Annotated in this window: 6 protein-coding genes and 3 pseudogenes; 3 read left to right on the top strand and 6 right to left on the bottom strand. The window is 61.1% G+C overall.

All coding sequences use genetic code 11. From position 1 onward, the window contains the following. Window positions 1-46 precede the first annotated feature (46 nt). The 3 genes from AC56QX_RS37115 to AC56QX_RS37105 form a co-directional block, all read right to left on the bottom strand. Complete coding sequence (locus tag AC56QX_RS37115; protein WP_497118771.1) at window positions 47-10,699, bottom strand: amino acid adenylation domain-containing protein; 10,653 nt, start codon at window positions 10,697-10,699, stop codon at window positions 47-49. Between the two features lie 272 nt (window positions 10,700-10,971). Further along, complete coding sequence (locus AC56QX_RS37110) at window positions 10,972-12,240, bottom strand: aminotransferase-like domain-containing protein (protein WP_497118770.1); 1,269 nt, start codon at window positions 12,238-12,240, stop codon at window positions 10,972-10,974. A 769-nt stretch (window positions 12,241-13,009) separates the two neighbouring features. Continuing rightward, window positions 13,010-13,555: a VOC family protein gene (locus AC56QX_RS37105; RefSeq protein ID WP_497118769.1), complete on the bottom strand. Its 546-nt coding sequence runs from the start codon at window positions 13,553-13,555 to the stop codon at window positions 13,010-13,012. 675 nt (window positions 13,556-14,230) lie between these two features. Here AC56QX_RS37105 and AC56QX_RS37100 point away from each other — a divergent pair. Then, a pseudogene (locus tag AC56QX_RS37100) lies at window positions 14,231-15,241 on the top strand (IS701 family transposase); the annotation flags it as partial. A gap of 50 nt (window positions 15,242-15,291) precedes the next feature. Beyond that, window positions 15,292-15,442, top strand: a pseudogene (locus AC56QX_RS37095) (IS6 family transposase); the annotation flags it as partial. A gap of 767 nt (window positions 15,443-16,209) precedes the next feature. Here AC56QX_RS37095 and AC56QX_RS37090 read toward each other — a convergent pair. Both AC56QX_RS37090 and AC56QX_RS37085 read right to left on the bottom strand, forming a co-directional pair. Further along, window positions 16,210-16,911 (bottom strand): IS6 family transposase, encoded by a 702-nt coding sequence (locus tag AC56QX_RS37090; protein ID WP_497118767.1) that lies wholly within the window; start codon window positions 16,909-16,911, stop codon window positions 16,210-16,212. A 45-nt stretch (window positions 16,912-16,956) separates the two neighbouring features. Beyond that, window positions 16,957-17,940, bottom strand: a complete 984-nt coding sequence (locus AC56QX_RS37085; RefSeq protein WP_497118870.1) for a TerB N-terminal domain-containing protein — start codon at window positions 17,938-17,940, stop codon at window positions 16,957-16,959. An 84-nt stretch (window positions 17,941-18,024) separates the two neighbouring features. Here AC56QX_RS37085 and AC56QX_RS37080 point away from each other — a divergent pair, with 84 nt between their 5' ends. After that, the gene (locus tag AC56QX_RS37080) at window positions 18,025-18,306 is read left to right on the top strand and encodes a hypothetical protein (RefSeq protein ID WP_497118895.1); all 282 of its coding nucleotides are present in this window, start codon (window positions 18,025-18,027) and stop codon (window positions 18,304-18,306) included. 330 nt (window positions 18,307-18,636) lie between these two features. Here the strand turns inward: AC56QX_RS37080 and AC56QX_RS37075 are convergent. Continuing rightward, window positions 18,637-18,807: pseudogene (locus tag AC56QX_RS37075) on the bottom strand (peptidoglycan-binding domain-containing protein); the annotation flags it as partial. Window positions 18,808-19,001 lie beyond the last annotated feature (194 nt).

Raw genomic sequence — 19,001 nt, 5'->3', positions numbered from 1 at the left:
ATAGCCAGACAACGTGACATCGCCCCAGAACCTTCGGTGCAGTTCGCTAGGGATCTTTTTCAAGAACCCCGGCTAAGGGCGTAGAAATAGCTCGGGCCAGAGCCTTGCGGTTTTCCAGAACACTCATCATCGTCACGTGGTCGCCTCCAATCGGTACGGCAGTAATGGCCCCTCGACTCAAGAGCCGGTCCCAGCCGCGCATGGGCGAACGTGCCTCTGGGCATAATGAACTTTCAGCTTGTCGTGCCCGAGAACTGAAGAGAGCCTCGGTGGCATAAAACTGATGTATCTCAATTGGCAGGGTTGGGATTTGGTACGCCTGCAGCGCCTCGTGAAACCGGGCGATCCTTTTATACATCACCACTTCATTGTGGAGATCACGATCCAGAGATATCGCCCCGATTTGCTTCCCCTTTTCAAGCAGCTGAGCGATTGAACTTTGTCCAGCAAATTGCTCCAACACTTCGAAGCTCTCATCATCTAAGGATTCAAAAGAATCCAGCACCACGTCTCGTACCATTTGGATGGGTGATATCTTTTTCAAGTTTGCAGGTAGCGTAACATCGATCAACGCCATGAAAGATATAGCTTCATCGCGACCCAGTAAGAGCTGGGCTATGGCGTAAGCCAAGATTCCGCCTGATGAGTATCCAGCGAAGCGATACGGACCCTGCGGCTGGATCTTTCTAATCGCCACGATGGTCTCCGCGGCTATCGCCTCAAGAGTTGGTGGACAAAGGTTATTGAAGGGGGGCCATGGCAGAGCGTAGACGGGACAGTCTACGTCCATTTCCTCCACCAACCTGAGGACGTAGGAACAATCGCCAAAACCTGTGGGGACAAAGAAGAGCGGTGGCTGCGATCCGGTTGCTTGTACGGAAATCACTCCCGGAGTCCTGGGCTGTGGCTCCAAATGAATCTTCGATGCAAGGTCCTTCAGAACAGGGGCTCGGAAGAGGTCGGCGGCGCTAAAGTTCAGCCCAACATCTAATGCTCGACTGAGTAACTGCACGGCCAACAGCGAGTGGCCGCCGAGTTCGAAGAAGTTGTCGTGGCGTCCGACCCGCTCGACCCCGAGAAGCTCCGCCCAGATCCCGGCCAGCAGCGTCTCGACCTCGCCCTGCGGCGCTTCATAGGCGGTGCGCGCATAGGCGTCGTCGTCGGGGGCCGGCAGCGCCTGGCGGTCGAGCTTGCCGTTCGGCGTCAGCGGCAGCCCATCCAGCCGCACGAAGGCCGACGGCACCATGTAGTCCGGCAGCCGCCCGCCCAGATGGGCGCGCAAGGAGGCAGCAAGCTGCGCGCCATCGGCGCCCTCCGAGCCGTCCGCCGGCTTCGCCACCACATAGGCGACGAGCCGCTGGTCGCCGGTCCGATCGGCGCGCGCTACCACCACCGCATCGCCGACAAGTTCGTGCTCGCAAAGCCGCGCCGCGATCTCGCCCGGCTCGATGCGGAAGCCGCGGATCTTCACCTGGTCGTCGTTGCGGCCCAAAAACTCCAGATTGCCGTCCGGCAGATAACGCGCCAGATCGCCGCTCCGGTACAGCCGGTCGCCCTCCACAAAGGGGCTTGCGGTGAACCGATCGGCCGTCAGCTCGGGACGGTTCAGGTAGCCGCGCGCAACGCCGGCCCCGCCAACATAGAGCTCACCAACTGCTCCCACCGGCACCGGCGCGCCGTGAGCATCCAGCAGGTAGATCCGCGCGTTGGCGATCGGACGGCCGATGGGAGGCAATTCCGGCCAGCATGATGGATCAGCCACGAGGCGGTGCTCCGTGACTACGTGGGTTTCTGTAGGCCCATACTGATTTATCAACCTCGCCCTCGGGTGAGTCTCGAAGAACGACCTGAGCTCGGGGGTGGCTCGCAATTGCTCACCCCCTGTATAAATTTCTCTCAAAGAGGGCAGCAGCGCTCCCCGAGCGCACCAGGCTTCCGCAAAATGTTTCAAGGCTACGAATGGGAGGAAAAGCCGCTCGATCCCTTCTCTGCACACAAAGTCCAGCAACTCGGAAAAGTCGGCACGGGTCTCTTCCTGCACGAGCACCAGTAGCCCGCCGTCCCTCCAGCAACTGAATAACTCCTGGAACGAGACGTCGAAGTTCAAAGTCGTGAACTGAAGTGTACGTCGTTTTGGCGCACCAAACTCCGGCGAGGACCAAAGCAAATTCATAAGCGACCCGTGGGGCATTTCGATGCCCTTTGGGGTGCCGGTGGAGCCTGAGGTATAGATGATGTAGGCGAGATGGCGCGCGGTGAGGCCCAGCGCGCGCGGCTCGGGATCCGAAGCAGGCAGCTCGGCCCAGACCGGGGTGGCCGTTTCCAGATCGACCACCGTCACATCGACAAGCGCCTCAGGGCCGAGTGCTGCGCGTCCGGCCGCATCGCAAACTAGCAGCCGCGGTGCGGCATCCTCGAGAACCTGCCGCAGCCGCGCGCAGGGATAGGCCGGGTCCAGCGGCAGATAGGCGCCGCCGGCCTTGAGGATCGCCAAGACACCCACCACCATCGCCAGGCTGCGCTCGACGCAGATCGCCACCGGCTGATCCGGCCTGACCCCGAGCCCGATCAGGTGATGCGCCAGCCGGTTGGCCCGCGCGTTGAGCTCGCCATAGCTCAGGCGCTCGTCCTCATGGACCACCGCCACCGCCTCCGGCGCATTTCGCACCTGCGCCTCGAACAGCTCGTGGACGCACCGCTGCGACGGATAGGCCGCCGCCGTCCGGTTCAGATCCTCCAGCAGATAGGTGCGTTCATCGGATGACAGCAGCTCGATGCGGCCGACCGGCTGGCCGGCATCGGCAACCATCGCTTGCAGCAGCGCCAGCAGATAACCACGCTGCCGCTCGATCGTCGCCTGATCGAACAGCGCCGTGGCATAGTTCAGCGATCCGGCAATCTCCTCGCCACACTCGCCAAGGCTCAGCTCCAGGTCGAACTTGACCTGATCGAAGCCATTGCCGGCTGCCTCCACACTCAGCCCCGGCAGGTCCAATGACCCGACCGCATTGTTCTGCCAGGCCAACATCACCTGGAACAACGGCGTGTGATCAAGATGCCGGGGCGGCTTGACGATCTCCACCACCTGCTCGAACGGCAGGTCCTGATGCTCCTGCGCAGCCAGGGCCGTGCGCCGCGTCCGTTCCAGAAGCTCCGACACGCTCGGCTCGCCCGACAGGTCCAGCCGAAGCGCCAGGGTGTTGACGAAGAAGCCGATCAACTCTTCGATCTCGCGCCGGCCTCGATTGGCGCTCGGCACGCCGATCACAAGGTCGGCCTGCCCCGACAGACGCGACAGCACCGCCGCCCAGGCCGCCAGCACCGTCATGAACAACGTCGTGCCATGCTGCCGGCTCAACCTCTTCAGCCGCCGCGTCAGATCCGCATCGATGACAACAGGCACACTGGCCCCGACAAACGACTGCTGGGCCGGCCGCGGCCGGTCCGTCGGCAGCGCAAGACGGGCCGGGGCGCCTGACATGGCGTTGCGCCAATACTGCGCCTGGGTCTGCAGCCGTTCCCCCGACAGCCACTGCCGTTGCCAGGCGGCATAATCCGGATACTGGATCGCCAGCGGTGGCAGCGGGTCGTCCTGCCCGGCCACAAACGCCCGGTAAAGGCTGTTCAGTTCACGCATCAAGACGCCCATCGACCAGCCGTCGGAGACGATGTGATGCTGGGTCAGCAGGAAGACGTGCTCCTCATCCGCCAGCCGGATCTGACGCGCGCGCATCAGCGGCCCGCGCGCAAGATCGAACGGCGTGTGCGCCTCTTCACGGCACAGATCCGAAAGCGCCACCTTAGCATCGGCCCGACCGGATAGATCGTGCTCGACCAGTGGCAGCCCGGCATCGGCCGGCAGCACCTCGACCCGGGGCTGGCCCTCCGGTGCGACAAAGACACTGCGCAGCGCCTCGTGACGGGCAAACAGACGGTCAAGGCTGCGCTGCCAGGCGACGCGGTCGAGCACCCCCCGCAGCCGCAAGGCCAATGGAATATGATAGTTGGTGCTGCCCTCGTCGAGCTGCGCCAGGAACCACAGCCGCTGCTGCGCGAACGACAGCGCAAGCGGCTCGTCGCGCGACGCGGCAACAATCGCCGGCAGGTCTTGCGGACCGCAGCGGTTCAACTGGTCGACGATGCTTTCCGCCAGATCGGAAAGCATCGGTCTGGCGAACAGCGTGGCCAGCGGCAGCTCGACACCGACGGCCTGCGGCAACCGGCTCATCAGTTGCACGGCCAACAGCGAGTGGCCGCCGAGTTCGAAGAAGTTGTCGTGGCGTCCGACCCGCTCGACACCGAGAAGCTCGGCCCAGATCTGCGCCAGCGCCGTCTCGACCGCGCCCTGCGGCGCCTCATAGGCCGTCCGCGCATAGGCGCCGTCGGCCGGCGCCGGCAGTGCCTTGCGGTCGAGCTTGCCGTTCGGCGTCAGCGGCAAGGCCTCGAGCCGCACGAACGCAGCCGGCACCATGTAGTCCGGCAGCCGCCCGCCCAGATGCGCGCGCAAGGCGCCGGCAAGCGCGCCGCCATCATCCTCGTCCGATCCTGCCTCGGGTCCACACACGACATAGGCGACAAGGTGCTTGTCGCCGGCGCGGTCCTGGCGCGCCACCACCACCGCCTCGCGCAGCCAGGCGTGCTCGCAAAGCCGCGCCGCGATCTCGCCCGGCTCGATGCGGAAGCCGCGGATCTTCACCTGGTCGTCGTTGCGGCCCAGAAACTCCAGATTGCCGTCCGGCAGATAACGCGCCAGATCGCCGGTCTTATACAGCCGATCGCCTTCCACAAAGGGACTGGCGATGAACCGCTCCGCCGTCAGATCGGGCCGGTTCAGGTAGCCACGCGCAACCCCCGCCCCGCCAATGTAAAGCTCCCCCACCGCCCCGAACGGCACCGGCGCACCATGACCGTCCAGCAGGTACAACCGCGTGTTCGCAATCGGACGCCCGATATGCGGCACAACGTTGTCACTGAAGAGCCGTCCCGAGGTTGCCACGACGGTAACTTCCGTCGGGCCATAGTTGTTTATTAACTTGAGAGGCGACGGTAGCCGGGAAGGCACACGCTGGAGACGATCACCGCCAATAAGCAAATACTCCAATGTGGGATTTATTTGCTTGTCTTCTAACGCTGTTGTAGCCAGCGGCGTGACTAAAAAGGCGGTCTCCAGCGATTGATCACGCCACCATTGCAGTAGAAGCAGGGGATCTCCTCCTGCTGCTCTGGGCGGGAGCAGCAATGCGCTACGATTGGATAATGCAGACCACAGCTCCCAAATGCTGGCATCGAATGCCACTCCGGCCGTGAGTGCGCAGCAGGTTTCTCGTTGCCGACAGAACGTTTGCACATGCCATGCGGTAAGATTGACCAGGCTGTGGTGCTCGACCATGACGCCCTTTGGCGTTCCGGTTGAGCCGGAGGTGTAGATCACATAAGCGAGATGGCGCGCGGTGAGGCCAAGGGCGCGCGGCTCGGGATCGCAAGCGGGCAGTTCGGCCCAGGCTGGTGTCGCCGTCTCCAGATCGACCACGCTCACATCGGCAAGCGCCTCCGCGCCGAGAGCTGCGCGGCCGGCCGCATCGGCCAGCAGCAGCCGCGGTGCCGCATCCTCGACAACCTGCCGCAGCCGTGCCGACGGATAAGCCGGGTCCAGCGGCAGATAGGCGCCGCCCGCCTTGAGGATCGCCAAGACACCGACCACCATCGCCGGGCTGCGCTCCATGCAGATCGCCACCCGGTCGTCCGGACGCACGCCCAGTCCGATCAGATTGTGGGCCAGCCGGTTGGCCCGGGCGTTGAGCTCGCCATAGGAGAGCGCCTCGTCCTCATGCACCAATGCCACCGCCTCGGGCGCCTGGCGCACCTGCGCCTCGAACAGCTCGTGGATGCAAAGATCCGACGGATAGGCCGCCGCCGTCCGGTTCAGCTCCTCCAAAAGATACGTCCGCTCCTCGGGCGGAAGAATGTCGAGCGCGCGCACCGGCCTGTCGGGAGCCTGCTCCAGCGCCTCCGCCAATTGCTCGAGCACCTGCTGCATGTAGCCGCAGACCCGATCCGCAGAGATCGGCTCCGCCACCTGTGCGGTGAGGCCGAGCGCCTCGCCAAAATCCTCCACCGACAGCGTCAGCGGATAGTTGGTGCGCTCCTCGCTGCCCAGCCATTCCATGCCCGCCAGGACATCATCCGGTCCGCAGCCGGTCATGGCCGCCGGCGTGTTGTGACGGTAGTTCAGCAGCGCGCCGAACAGCGGCGCCGGCGCCGCAACGCCGCTGCAGCGTTGCGCCAGCGCCAGCGAGGCATGCTCGTGCGCCAGCAGCTCGGAAAGCCGCGCGTGCGTGGTCCGCACGCTCGCCTCGACCCCGGTTCCGTCCAGGTCAAGCCGCACAGGCAGGGTGTTCATGAACAGGCCCAGCGCGCGGTCGGCGCCCGCGCCTGCATGCATGCGGCCGAACAGCACCGTACCGAACACCACCTGCTCTCGGCCGCTGCTGCGCGCCACCACCTGAGCCCACGCCAGATGGCACAGGCTGGCCAGGCTTACCCCCAGCCGCCGCGCCTGTTGCCGCAGCCGATCGTTGAGCGCCTGCGGCAGCATCCGCCGCGCCTCGCCGACCCCGCTGCCGTCGCCGCGCACCTCGCTCAGCCCGAACGGCATGGTCGGCTCGTCGATGTCGGCCAGCTGTTCCTGGAAGAACTCCTCATGCGCCTTGGCATCGACCCCCAGCCGCGCCTGCGCCACCAGATTGCGGAACGGCTGCGGTGCTGACAACTCATGCCCGCGCCCCTCCAGCACGGCCCGCACCTCGGCATGCATCACTTCCAGCGTGGTGTGATCGCCGATCAGATGATGCTGCAACTCCAGCAGCAGCCAGCGTGTGCTGCCGGGCTCGCGCGCGATCACAAACCGCAACAACGGCGCCCGGCCAAGGTCGATGCGGTGCCGGCGCGGATCAAACCGGCGCCGGAGCTCCTCGGCGCCGGAACCGTCACACGCATCCAGCTCGACCTCGGTCACCTCCAGCGGCGCACGCCGCCACACCACCTGGGCCGGGCTCGACAGCCCCTCCCAGACAAAGGCCGTACGCAGAATGTCGTGCCGATCCACCACCTGCTGAACCGCGCCAAGATAGCGCTCCAACAGGCCGCGCTCGGCAAACGCCATCTGCGAGACCAGCAAATATGGATCGCCCCGGCTGGCCAGCAGATGATGGAACAGGATGCCGTCCTGCAGCGGCGACAACCCATAAATGTCCTGGATGTTGCCGACGCCGCCGGGCACCGTGGCGACGATCCGGTCGATCTCCGGCTGGGCCAGCTCGATCAGCGGCAGCATCTGCGGCGTGATCGCCGTGCTCTGCTCGCCGATCAGGTTGGCCGGCACCGCCACCTCGTGATGGCTGCCCAGGCTTGCGGCAAGATCGGCCAGCACCGGGCTGGCGAACAGGGCGCGCACCTCCACCCCCAGCGACAGCCGCCGCAGCCGCTCCATCAGCTGCACCGCCAACAGCGAGTGGCCGCCGAGTTCGAAGAAGTTGTCGTGGCGCCCGACCCGCTCGACCCCGAGAAGCTCCGCCCAGATCTCGGCCAGCAGCGTCTCGACCGCGCCCTGCGGCGCTTCATAGGCGGTGCGCGCATAGGCATCGTCGGCCGGTGCCGGCAGTGCCTTGCGGTCGAGCTTGCCGTTCGGCGTCAGCGGCAGCCCATCCAGCCGCACGAAGGCCGACGGCACCATGTAGTCCGGCAGCCGCCCGCCCAGATGGGCGCGCAAGGAGGCAGCAAGCTGCGCGCCATCGGCGCCCTCCGAGCCGGCCTCGGGTCCGCACACGACATAGGCGACAAGGTGCTTGTCGCCGGCGCGGTCCTGGCGCGCCACCACCACCGCATCGCCGACAAGCTCGTGCTCGCAAAGCCGCGCCGCGATCTCGCCCGGCTCGATGCGGAAGCAGCGGATCTTCACCTGGTCGTCGTTGCGGCCCAGAAACTCCAGATTGCCGTCCGGCAGATAACGCGCCAGATCGCCGGTCTTATACAGCCGATCGCCTTCCACAAAGGGACTGGCGATGAACCGCTCCGCCGTCAGCTCGGGCCGGTTCAGGTAGCCGCGCGCAACGCCTGCCCCGCCAATGTAAAGCTCGCCCACCGCCCCGAACGGCACCGGCGCGCCATGGCCGTCCAGCAGATACACCCGCGTGTTCGCAATCGGACGCCCGATGGGGAGCCGGCCAAACGTCTCATCAATCGCGGTAATCTCGCAGACTGTCGCAAAGGTTGTCGTCTCGGTCGGACCGTAGCAGTGCAAGAGATGCTGCGGTCGGCTCCCCCTCAAGACCCGTGCTACTGTCGCCACATCAACCGCATCACCGCCGACCAATAGCAACCGCAAGCTTGCCAGCGCCGGGCCTAAATCATCAGCGCTCTGCCTAAACAACCCGGCTGTCAGATGCAGGACGGTAATGCCATGCTGCTGAACCAGACGGCGCAGCACCTCTGGCTGCAGCACATCAATTTGTGGAATCACAACCAGGCTTGAACCGTGTAGCAGCGGTGCCCACACTTCCAGGGTACTGATATCAAACGCGGGATTGCCCACCCACGCCACACGATCACTCGAGCTGAACTGCGCATAGCCATTGTTGATGACGAGCCGGTTGACCGCACGGTGAGCAACAACAACCCCCTTGGGAAGGCCGGTCGAGCCGGACGTGTACATCACGTAAGCGGCAGCCTCGGCGCTCAATGCCAGGCCAGGATCGGCACTAGACCCTGCTCCGGTCATGAGCGGCTCAATCGCCAGAACAGGGATCGTCACCTCAAGCAGATCATCATCGTCACTCTGGCTAAGCACCAGGCGCGCAGCACAATCGGCCATCAGCCATTCTTGTCGCGCAGATGGAAGAGCGCGATCGATCGGCACATACACTCCGCCCGCCTTCAGGATCGCCAGCTGCGCCACCACAAGGGCGACGGAGCGGTCCAGCACTGTCGCAACGCGATCCCCGGGCCTCACCCCGAGCGCGATCAGGTGATGCGCCAGCCGGTTGGCCCGCGCGTTGAGCTCGCCATAAGAGAGCGCCTCGTCCTCATGAACCACCGCCACCGCCTCGGGTGTGCGGCGCACCTGTTGCTCGAACAGCTCGTGGACGCACCGCTGCGACGGATAGGCCGCCGCCGTCCGGTTCAGATCCTCCAAAAGGTAGGTCCGCTCCTCGGGCGACAGCAGTTCAATCCGGCCGACCGGCTGCCCGGCATCGGCAACCACAGCGCACAACAGATTCTGCAAATGCTGCGTCATGCGGTCGATCTGCTCCGGTGCCAATCGACTTGCATCAAAGTGCCAGCGAAAGCTCCCATCCAGAGCGCAAACCTCAAAGGTCAGCAAATCGCCGCATAGGGTTGTCTCAGAACTCGCGTTCGAAGCTAGATCGCTAGCGGCAGAACAGCTATCTGCTGTAATCGTGATGCCAATCTGCCAGGGCCGGTGCGACCGTAGCGCCTCCACACCTCGCAATGTCGGGCAGCGCGCGATAAGATCCCGGGCAAAGCTAGCGTGCGCCCTCAGCTGAGCGAATTCGGCCGCCACCGCTTTGCGCATTTCCTCAAAATCATGTGCAAGATCAATGGTAACTTTGATCGGCACGACAGAGGCGATAAGCATCTCCACCGCTTTCGAACCGGCTTGCGATCTATCCGATGCAGGCGTGCATCCCAGTTGAAGCTCTGTTTCTCCCGTGATGCGGGCGAGATAGATCAGCCAAGCCGTTACTAAGTATTCCGTGCGATCGAGTGGCGACAGCTTAGCCAAAGCACTTGGAATGCCCCCCCAACTCGACTGCCATCTGGGCGGCGTCTCAGCTACGGACGACGACACGAAGGGAAGCTGCGATGTTTTAAACTGCTCTAGCCGCTGTCGCCAAAAATCCTCTGAAGGCGCCAGCAATTCATGGGCGGCAGTTATGCTCCGCGCCTGTTCATCGCCCAAAATTGGAAGGCGATCACCTTCATCCAGATTGGAGTGCCTGGCGAAGGCTCGCGCGTCCAGCAGCTGACCATCGGGGCCGCCAAAGCAAACATCGACATCCTGCGTACCCGTCGCCACACGCCAGTGGCTGGAGTGGATTTCAAGCAGGGAACCCGCGGGAAAGCCCGAGCGTCGAGGCAACACCTCCAGGCGTCTGACAGTGACAACCTCATCGCCTACGAGCGCCTTGGGCAGACACAATGGATTGGGATGATACGGGCCAAAGTCTAGGGCACGCGTCATCGCTGACAAATCTTGCGCGGATCGATCCCATCGCAGACAGCCTGCCGCATCTGGGCGTCGACGTTTCGGAAAATAGCTTCTGTTCATCAGCGCCTGCGGATAGGCAGTAAGCTTCCCGCTCTTGAGGTCAGTCAAAAGCTCGCGGAAACCCTCGACTGCAGCCTCAAAACATTTGAGGTTCAAGCTCAACGCCGTGTCGGTGGGCGCAATCAGCACTTGGCGCTGAACCACGACGTCACCCGCATTAACACCATCATCGATACGATGCCACGTGATGGCATACTCGCTCTCCTGGGCCAGCAGCGCCCAGGACGTCGCGTGAGTTCCTGCATATCGTGGCAGTGGACCGTCGTGGAAATTGAAAGCACGTTGACGCACCCGCCCGAACACATCCACCGGCAATATGAACGGATTGGCAACCGAGAAAATCCAATCCACCGGCTCCGCGTTCAGAAGAGAGCAGAGCTCGTCAACACTCGCAATACACGGGATATTGGCGCGAGCCGCCCAATCCGCGAATATAGCGTCGCCACATAGCACTGCGCGAATGTCGTGGCCCACCTCCATTGCCAGCTGCGCGCAGCTGATAGCAAGCGTACCATTGCCAACAAAGACGCTGGAGGAGATTGATCGCACTGCAGGTTGTGGCCTATCCTGATCGCCTGGTTCGCAAGCGCTTGCGCGCTCCGGTGAAGAGTGAGGTGCCATCTTCATCCCTCCGCCAGTCCATCCACTAAGCTGGGCAGTTCCCTCCCCAACCGCCGCGCCACATAGCGGCCTAAACCTGTCACACTGGTTCGGATTTGCTCGGGAGTAACCGCGCTGAATGCTAATCGAATCCGGCAGTCTTGAGAGTTATCCAACGCAAAGAAGCTCATCGGCATAACAATGACATTGTAACACCTTGCACACTCGTCCACGCTGTCCGCGCCAAACCTGAAAGGAAGATCAAGAGACAGGAAAAAGCCGCCAGAGGGCCGATTCCATCGAATCTGTTCCGGGAAAGGCGAAAACACACTGTCCAGCTGACGCAACATGACGTCGCGATTTGAACGATACCAATCCAGCGCGGGGCGAATCCAGCCACGCAAGCTTGCTGCCTGCTCGATCAAGAGTCCCGCCACAATCGCTTGGGTAATGTGGCTTGTATTGAGCGAGACGAAACTCTTGCGTTGGACCAGGTTTTCCCAAAGTGCCCGGCAAGCGCGCGCGTCTCCAAATATTGTATCGGGCAGTATCGCAGCTCCCACGCGGAGAGCTGGGCTCAAGGTCTTGGAGAATGTGGACAGGTAAATAACACTTCCTGCCTCATCCAAAGCGGCCATCGGAGGGATCTCATCACCTTCATACCGAAATAGCCGATATGGATTGTCCTCCAGAACGATAATCCGATTTCTTGCGCACACTTGAAGGATATCGCATCGTGAGGCCTTATCGAGGACGCGCCCGGTCGGATTGTCAAAATCGGGAATGAGGTATAGAGCGCGGGCCCTCCGACCATTCCGGCGCAATTGTAGGACGGCGAGTTCGACTGCCTCTGCAACGCAAGGCACTGAGTTGGACAATGCTGTAACGGCGACCCTTGCGGCCTTAGCTGCACCGGTCGCACCAATATACGTGGGATTGCAGACTAGGAGCACATCCGCAGCTTCAGGGCACAGCGCCGGGAGGCAGAGTGCGAGCGCTTCCTGGCATCCTGAGGTGATCAGTACGCGATCCGCCCTCGCGGGAACCCCCTCATCAGACCGGACCTGTTGCGCAACGAGCTCGCCGATAATGCCGGCGGTTCGTCCATACTGCAGCAAGTGCGACAATAATTGCCCGCCCCCGTGACCGCCAGCTGAATAGCGTTCATATACCACTAGCGCATTCAACAGCACCTGGGGGTCGAGCTTGTCGAAGAACCGCTCACTCGGTCTGCCAGACGCCAGCGAGACTGCCGAGGGAAACGCACTCGAGACTTCGTTCAAAAAATTCATGACTGAACATTGCGATCTGTGATCCAACATCGAACCTGCGTAGGACTATCGGCGAGCTGAGGACCACACCAGTCTCAGAGCGACGGCATCATTGAGGCCTAAGGGAACGCATTTTCGCGGTTTATTCGCCAGAATGATCAAGCTGATCAAAAAGCACCCCATTGCTTGTTTGATGAATCCTGAGCCGCCTCTCAAAGCGAGAGGACTCGGATCCTATGAAGTTGGCAACCTGCGTCCACGCACACCTAGAGCTGACTGGATTTTGGGTAGTCATGAGACGATTTCTCCTCAACCGCGACCCAGATACACGTGACCGTGCATGTGCCGTGCCAAAGGAAAAATCATGCCAAAACAATTACGTGGCGCTACTAAGATGACTAGTGTCCGACATTGTCGGACATTGGACGTAAGCATCTGAAGAAGGTTCGAGTTTGTCGCGCGCGCGCGGGTTGTCGGACAGGACGATACCAGGATCAGGCCAGAAGCTCTAAAGGCGATACCGTGGCGATCCGGGCGGTGGAGGTACGCTGATCGAAGGCTCCGCGTCTTCGCCGATTGCTCAACGCGCGCCACGGCGCAACAGAAACGGCCGAGGATAATCGCCGCTGGATGAAAGTTCAGTGGCAGGTCACCGTGCCTGGCGCAGATCAGGTGACGCTTTCCTTTCGTCCAGTTGGAATGGCACCTTCGATCAGTCTTGCGGGACCCTGGTAGGCAGGCGGGCGCGCCTGAAGTCGGATCGCGAAACCCGGGGGCCACACCTCTTTGATCAGTATTTTCCCGACTGCTCAAGCTGCTCGAAAAGCTCTTGTACGTTGTCTTCAAGAAATGCTTCCTCTCCGTTCCGATGGATGAGTTCAAAACTTATCCCCGTATTAGCGCATCGAGAAGAGAATGCTTGTGTTAGGCCAGGTCCTTCAATAATGGTCGTGTCGAACGACAATCCCCGCGCTGTAAGCGTATTGACCGCCGCCGACACATCGTCGACAGCTAATGCAACATGAGCTAGACCAACCCCGTAGTTTTGGACAAGTTGAGACACCTGCGACTCTGGCTCTGTGCCTTGGCAAAGCACAAAGCACATGTCGTTCCGAACCATGTCCGCACACACCATCCCAGTCTTCTTACCTTTTATATGCAATCGCCGCCTAAGCTTAAAACCAAGGACATCTTGAAACAGGTGGATAGCGTCGTCTAGTTTATGAACCGCCAAAGCTATGTGATCAATGCCGTGAAATCGAGGATTATGATGGCCATTTGCTTCGATAGATGCTTTCAGAGAGCCATCCGACGGCGAACCCACGGGATAAGTCATTTTTTGAGTCCTTCTGTTTAGGTGGACGCAGCCAATTTAACGATCGAGCCATAAGCTGTTAACAGCCTGATTACACATGAGTAGCCTCGCGGACCGGAATGGTCCGTTTTTGCGTGGTCATGGACAATTTCTGCTCAGTGTGAGCGCGTTTGTCGATGACACGCATGTAACATGCCAACGGAAAAAATCATTTCGAAGCAATAGAATGATGCTAACATTGCCATGTCCCCTCTTCGACATGTCGCATGCTGCCGGTTGTGTGTCCTTCCCCCGCCCGCACCAACAGCGAGAGCGCGCACGTCCCGGCCGGGACGGGACGGCCACACCCGGAACGATCTTCGGCTGCGCCGGCTTCGAAATGACGGCCTTTGAACATAGCAAGCGCGCTCCCCGAACAAGAGAGGCCTTCGTGCCAGATAGGGTTGCCATTCCGTTTGCGACAGAACCGCAACGCGAGATTACCCCAATGAAACCCTAAAGCACGACCGGCACGTGTCCCAAGGCCTAACGCGTGGTCTCGATCATAAACCGGTGGAACATATACTTGGAGCTTCGCAAAAGCGTCGTCGGCGTTGACTCCGATGACAGGATCGCCGGGCCATGATTCCATCCATTAACACTACTTTGGCAGATTTTAGCGGGCGCGATTTTTGAGATTCCCAGGAGAGGGTTTGCGTGATTCATGAGAGGTCGGCTTATGGAGGGCCGATCAATGGACGTGGACTGGCAAACCGATCTCGATCGATGGCTTGCGCCGTTTGTCGCAGCGCTAGGGCACAAGACGCGGGCGCGGATGTGTCCTCTCTATGTTGCGGGTTTGATTGGTCCAGGAGACCGCAAGAGCGTTCAGCCGATGGCGGCGCGCGCTGGCGAGGTCGGTTACGATCAGCTTCATCATTTCGTCGCTGCCGGAGTTTGGGACAGTGCTCCACTCGAGGCTGCCCTGCTGAAGGAGGCAGATGACCTGGTTGGCGATGAGGCGGGTTTTCTTGTCATCGATGACACGGCGTTGCCCAAGAAGGGACGTCACTCGGTTGGCGTCGCGCCACAATATGCCTCGTCGCTCGGAAAGACTGCCAATTGTCAGTCGCTGGTCTCGGTAACCTTGGCGTCGCGCGAGGTGCCGGTGATGGTGGGCCTGCGGCTATTCCTGCCCGAGAGCTGGACAGATGATCCTGAACGTATGGCGCGGGCTCGTGTGCCGAAGGATAAACAGACTGCTCTGACAAAGCCGGACATTGCGATCGAGGAGGTCGACCGCGTCATCGCTTCCGGTGCGCGTTTTGGCTGTGTGCTTGCCGATTCAGGGTACGGCTCCAGCGGACCCTTCCGTCAGGCTTTGAGCGAGCGCGGTCTGCTGTGGGCAGTGGGTCTGTCGCGACGCCAGAACGTCTATCCCGCCGACGTTGCCCTGATCTTCCCCGTCGCGAAGGCCGGAAAGCCCCGCAAATACCACATCCCTGATCAGCCCCCGGTCTGTGCTGAAACGTTGTTGGCCGAAGGGAAATGGCAAAAGGTCAGCTGGCGGCGGGGCACCAAAGGTCGGCTGACCTGTCTCTTCGCGGCCCGCCGTGTCCGTGTTGCGGATGGCCATAAGCACCGGATGCTCGGTAACCGTATGCAATGCATGCCTGGCGACGAGGTTTGGCTCGTCGCGAGCGGCGGTCGACCGGGGAGAAAAAATGGTGCTGTCACATTGATTTTGGCTTAACGGTTTGACGATAAGTCAGGTTGGCATGGTCGAAGCATGCGCCACCTACAAGAACCATCGCTTCCCGATCGAAATCGTTGCTCATGCCGTCTGGCTTTATTACCGGTTCGGGCTGAGCCTGCGCGATGTTGAAGAAATGCTGCTGGAGCGGGGGATCGTCGTCTCCTACGAGACCATCCGCCGCTGGGGAAAGAAGCACAGTCCCGATTATGCACGTCGCCTGCGCCGCAAGGCGCCATCGAAAGACGATGTCTGGCATCTTGATGAGGGTGCGCCACGAAGGCGCGAAGGAGGAGCTATGATTTAGGCACTTCCCAAGCAGCCATGCTGCACAGGAGATGAGGGCTGGCCCCTCGAAGCCGGCTTGCAGGAGCGGGTTTCAAACCACCTCAAGCTGCTGTCGTAAAGAGCGATGGTGGTGAGCGTTGAGGAAAAGGCCGGACTTGATCCGGTCAGGTAAGATGCAAGGAGACGAGCGTGAGCGAACCGCTGACGACGTGTCGAAAAGTGCATAGATGGCGTCAAAACCGGGTGGGCTTCGTTAACCCGGGAGAAGTCTGGGAGATACCTGTCTACTGCCCAGATGGCGTCCGGCATGAAGGCGGCGTGACCTTGCTTCAGGCTCTTGTGTGGAACGTGGGAACCTGTCGCCCCGATGCGAAGGGAGACATCCAAGTGGAAGCACCATGAGGATCCGAGTACCGATGCGGGGCACAGGGACGGAGTTGCGTGTAGTAGTGAAGAAGGTGCTGTAATGGCGTTGGAGCGAAGGCGCAACACTGTCCAGCTTTATCGAAAGGTCAACCGTCATGCGGGAGGAGCCTTTGGGTAAAGCAAAGCCGTTCGATATTCCTAAACGGGCTGTTTGGGAGGCTTATCAACGGGTAAAGGTTCCGTTGCAAAGTTTTGTCTGGTCAGAGAATTTGCCAGAGTGGTGGCAACCTCATGCGGCAGCGAGGATTTCGAACTGCTCGGCGAGAGACGGGTTCGGATTGAAGGCGTACCGCGCCTGTCGTTTGCGCATCATGTGGACCATCTCGATGCCGGACAGGGTGACCGCGGCGGCGTGCGTCGATTTGAAACCGAGCATCGGCCGCACCCGGCGCTTGATGCGCCGATGATCCTGCTCGATGCGGTTATTGAGGTATTGGCTTTGGCGGATGCGGATCGGCTTCGACCGGCGCCGGGAGCAATCCTGCAATCGACTTGTGGCATCGCAGGAAACGATGGCTTCCCGGTTGGTCTGACTGCCGTCGATGACGATGCGATCGGGACGGCCATGGCGTGCCAACGCTTTTGTGAAGAAACGCTTGGCGGCCGGCAAATCCCGGTATTCACTGAACCAGAACTCGACGGTGTCGCCGACGCTGTCGATGGCGCGATAGAGGTACATCCATCGCCCGCGCACCTTGATGTAGGTCTCGTCCGCATGCCATCTGCCGGTCACAGCGCGCTTGCGCCGGTTGAAGCGTTCCATCAGCAGCGGCGCGAAATGAACGACCCAGCGATGGATTGTTGAATGATCGACACTAATGCCACGCTCCGCCATCATTTCTCGAAGATCGCGTAGGCTCAGTCCGTAGGCCAGATACCAGCGAATGCAAAGCAAGATTACAGATTGGTCGAAATGGCGGCCTTTGAACATCTCAACTCCCCGGGGGAACACCGGAGCCCAATGCCATGCGCCTCGTTACCAAAAACTTTGCAACACATCCTCGGCGTCGGGTGGGCTTTCCTCCAACATGAGGCGGCGTTCGAGACCGTAGAAGTAGAGGAAGACGTATCCGATATAGGCGTCGGGATCGGATCGCGATCCGGCAAGCCAGTCCAGATAGGATTTTCGCGCCGCGGGCGAAATGCTCGAGTAGGACGGCCAGTAGCCCATCGTCTGACCCAGCGGATCGCCGTGAGCGCCCACGGTCAACCTTGGATCGATCAGGCAGTTCTCCGAGTCAATTGTACTTCCCTGCTTCGGCAGGTGCTCCCCCACATAGATCATGCCGCCGGGAATGATATTCCTTGCCACGGTCGTCGATGTATTCGCCGGAATCCAATGCGCCTGTGAAGACTTCGACGCGGTAGGTGTCACTCGGGGTGCCGGTTGCCAGTCAAAGGGCGGCGTCCGGTCCGGCCCAGCTGTATTGGGAATAGGACCGCGCTGCCGAATAAATTCCGTAACCTTGGCATTGTGGGATGCCAGTGATCCTGCAGTTGTTGTTGCTGTCGGAGCGACATTTGCTTCCGGCGCAAGGCGCCTTGCGGGGGCGGTGGGATCCCCACCTGGATGAAAGCCCGCCGGTTTGGATGAAGCGATGGCGCCGCGTTGTCTAATGAAATCGTGGACGGCGGCGTTATGTGCCGCGAGAGAAGTTGCAATATCTGGCGACAGGACCGGCTTTCGTTCGACCGGTTGTCTTCCAGCAGCAATGTTGGCTGGAACGATCGGATCGTTCCGAACCAAGAGGTGTCTGTTGCTTCTGGCCGATTGGTCGAGACCGCTATCAAGTTGGCTGCCCTTGCTTTCAAAGCGCGACGGCTGCGTCTGATCCGTTCCGGCCGTAGGGGGAATGAGAACAGGACCGTGTTGTCGAACGGATTCCGCTACCTGAGCATTATGCCATGGGAGCGATCCTTCCGTTGTTGTCGCTGTCGAGGTGGCCTTGGTGTCCGCCACCCTTTGCCACCCCGCTTTTTCGGGAGCGGCCGGATGCCTGCCTGAAGGATTGCGCCGTGATTTGGATGGCTGGATTGCTCCTCTTTGTCTGATGAAATCGTGGACGGCGGCGTTGTGTGCCGCGAGAGAAGCCGCAATATCCGGCGGCAGGACCGGCTTTTGTTCGAATGGCTGCCTTCCAGCAGCAATGTTGGCTGGAACTATGCGAACGTTCGGAACGTGGAGGCGGTGCCTATTGCTCCTAGCCGACCGGTTGAGCCTGCGAGCAAGTTCGCTGCCCTTGCTTTCGGATCGCGCTGGAACCGGATCCGCGGCTCGCTTTCTTCGGCGTCTGCGTTGGAAAAAGAACGCGACTGCGACCCCTAGCAGGCCCAGATAGATCAAACGCGGTGTGGAAGTTGGCGCCTCGCCGACCTTGTTGGGCTTCAGCGCCAAGCGGTCGGATTTGCCTGACGCTCTCTCCGTGTGCGTCGGCAAAGGCGGTGCTTGGTGGAGACCGCCACTAGCTTTCTCGGCTTCTACCTTACTTGTCTCTGGAGTTGTCTTCGTTGGAACACCAGGCTGCTCCAACGTCGAAGGGCGCGCATCCGTGGCTATGGGCGTCAAAGGGGCCCGCGTCGCCTTGGGCTGCGGAAAAAGCACAGCTGAAGTCGCTTCGTCCAAAGTGCCGGTCTGAGGCAGGTTGCTCGCTTTTTGGAAAGCCTTGAGGGCACTGATCGACCGGCGTCCCCAAATGCCGTCGGCAGTCCCGAGATCGTACCCGTGGTCAGCAAGCGCTTGTTGAAGCTGCCGCGCAGAATATCGGGATTCCTGAGCAGCCGCGTCGCCTGCAATGCTCAGCACTGTCGCCAGGGCGACAGCTACCATCCAATGAAATGGCAACCTCATCCCGTTTGCCCCGCCGTCCCGTTTTGAGCATAGCTGGGATGAGTTCTTTTGAGAACTCGCGAAGCTATATTTCCTCTTCGAACGGAAGCGGACTTTTAACAAGCACGAACTGCCGATGTCTTTGGGTTCCACTTTGCCCCCGATTAGGCGCTGGACGTCGCGCAAACTCGCCC

This window comes from Mesorhizobium sp. RCAM 06353 (genome assembly GCF_059683585.1).
Note: the sequence above shows the minus strand (reverse complement) of the source record. Positions and strands in the feature narration are given on the sequence as shown.

Bases quoted from the DNA above. Each gene is read 5' to 3' on its own strand.
- AC56QX_RS37090 (WP_497118767.1), bottom strand. From the start codon at position 16,911: ATGTTCAAAGGCCGCCATTTCGACCAATCTGTAATCTTGCTTTGCATT.
- AC56QX_RS37110 (WP_497118770.1), bottom strand. From the start codon at position 12,240: ATGAATTTTTTGAACGAAGTCTCGAGTGCGTTTCCCTCGGCAGTCTCG.
- AC56QX_RS37105 (WP_497118769.1), bottom strand. From the start codon at position 13,555: ATGACTTATCCCGTGGGTTCGCCGTCGGATGGCTCTCTGAAAGCATCT.